Genomic DNA, 1,852 nt, shown 5'->3' with positions numbered 1-1,852 from the left:
TTTCCCCCCCTACCAGGTGGCGCCGGTGGTGCGCAAGGACACCCTAGAGGCCAACCCCGGCATTGCCGCTGCCTTAAATGCCCTTTCCCCCCTGCTGACGGACGAGGTGATGCAGCGGTTGAACTACGAGGTGAGCGGCAACCGCAAGGAGCCGGCGGAGGTGGCCAGAACTTTCTTGGTGGAAGCCGGCATTCTCAAGAAATAACCTTGCCTGTTGCATGAGACCCTGAGGTGAGCACCGTCGAGTTCGAGCGGGTATCGCTGCGCTTTCCCCACAGTTCCCAGCCGGCTGTGGAGGAGTGCAGTTTTTCCGTGGAGTCGGGCCAGTTGGTGGTCATTTTGGGGCCTTCTGGCTGCGGCAAAACCACCCTTCTGAAAATGGTGAATCGCTTGCTGGATCCCACCCAGGGGCAGATTCGCTTGGACGGGCGGGATATCCGCCAGTTTCCCGTCACGGCTCTGCGGCAGCGGATCGGCTATGTTATCCAGCAATCGGGGCTGTTTCCCCACATGACGGTGGCCCAGAATGTGGCGGTAGTGCCGCGACTTTTGGGGTGGCCGAAGGAGCGCATCCGCGAGCGGGTGGACGAGCTGCTCAGCTTGGTTAATTTGCCCCCCCACGAGTACCGCCACCGCTACCCTGCCCAACTGTCGGGTGGACAACAACAGCGGGTCGGTCTGGCTCGGGCGCTGGCCGGGGATCCAGGGCTGCTGCTGATGGACGAGCCCTTTGGGGCCATCGACGCCATTACCCGCAGCAAGCTGCAAGAGGAGATCCTGCGCCTGCAACGGCAATTGAAAAAAACCATCCTGTTCGTCTCCCACGATGTGGAAGAGGCGCTGCGCCTGGCGGATCGCATTTTGGTGATGCAGAAGGGGCGGGTGGTGCAGTTCGACACTCCCTTTCGGCTGCTCACCCAGCCGGCTACTCCCTTTGTCAGGGAACTGCTGGGGGCAGATGACATGGTACGGCAGTTGAGTGTGCTGCGGGTGGAAACGGCGATGGCCGGGATCCCGCACAACCACAAAATCCAAGAGGGAGCGATGGTGAGGCCCCAGGCCACTTTGCGGCAAGCCTTGTCCCTGCTGTTGCGCACAGGGGCGGCAGCCCTGACGGTGTGGGAGGACGGGCGGGCCATCGGCGTTTTGACCTTGGATCACATTCGCAGCTTGGCCATGCTGGAGGGGGGATCCGCGTGAGCTATCTCCTCAACCACCCCGGCCTGATGTGGCAGCTCACCCAAGAGCATCTGGCGATGGTGGGGATGACCTTGGGCATGGCGGTGGTGCTGGCGGTGCCGCTGGCTCTGCTGGTTCACCACGTGCGCTGGTTGGCCCTGCCGGTCATGGGGATCCTCAGCATCCTGTACACAGTGCCCAGCCTGGCTTTGATCATTTTGTTGGTGCCCTGGCTTGGCCTCAATGCCCGCTCGGTGGTGGTGGCGATGGTGATCTACACGCAGGTGATCTTGGTGCGCCATTTTTGCGTGGGCCTGCGCTCGGTCGAGCCTGCCATCCTGGAAGCTGCCAAGGGCATGGGGATGAACCTCTGGCAACGGTGGTGGCAGGTGCAGGTGCCGCTCATGCTGCCCATTGTTTTGGCAGGGCTGCGGCTGGCGGCAATTGTGGCCATTGCCATTGCCACCGTGGGCGCCAAGTTTGGGGCAGGGGGACTGGGAACCCTGCTGTTCGATGGCATTGCCCAGGCCGGTCGCTACGACAAGATCTGGGCCGGATCCCTGGCGGTGGGATCCCTGGCCTTGCTGGTGAACACGGCCTTGCTCAGCCTGGAATGGGCGGCCCGTCGTGGCTGAGGGGGTAGACTTAAGGACTCCGTCCCGCTGGCGCGATC

3 protein-coding genes are annotated in these 1,852 nt (G+C 62.9%); all 3 read left to right on the top strand.

All coding sequences use genetic code 11. The features are described 5' to 3' along the window. Positions 1-205 (top strand): glycine betaine ABC transporter substrate-binding protein (locus tag NW818_RS13105; protein WP_414424800.1); only part of this gene is annotated, 205 nt, incomplete at its 5' end. Positions 206-231: 26 nt separating this feature from the next. Beyond that, positions 232-1,200 (top strand): ABC transporter ATP-binding protein, encoded by a 969-nt coding sequence (locus tag NW818_RS13100; protein WP_414424799.1) that lies wholly within the window; start codon positions 232-234, stop codon positions 1,198-1,200. Beyond that, the gene (locus NW818_RS13095; RefSeq protein ID WP_414344038.1) at positions 1,197-1,814 is read left to right on the top strand and encodes an ABC transporter permease; all 618 of its coding nucleotides are present in this window, start codon (positions 1,197-1,199) and stop codon (positions 1,812-1,814) included. The genes NW818_RS13100 and NW818_RS13095 overlap by 4 nt, the downstream gene beginning before the upstream one ends. Positions 1,815-1,852: the final 38 nt, after the last annotated feature.

Source organism: Synechococcus sp. R6-5, assembly GCF_047461775.1.
Taxonomy (GTDB): domain Bacteria; phylum Cyanobacteriota; class Cyanobacteriia; order Thermostichales; family Thermostichaceae; genus Thermostichus.
The sequence above is the reverse complement of the archived record's forward strand: the minus strand, read 5'-3'. Positions and strand labels throughout refer to the sequence as shown.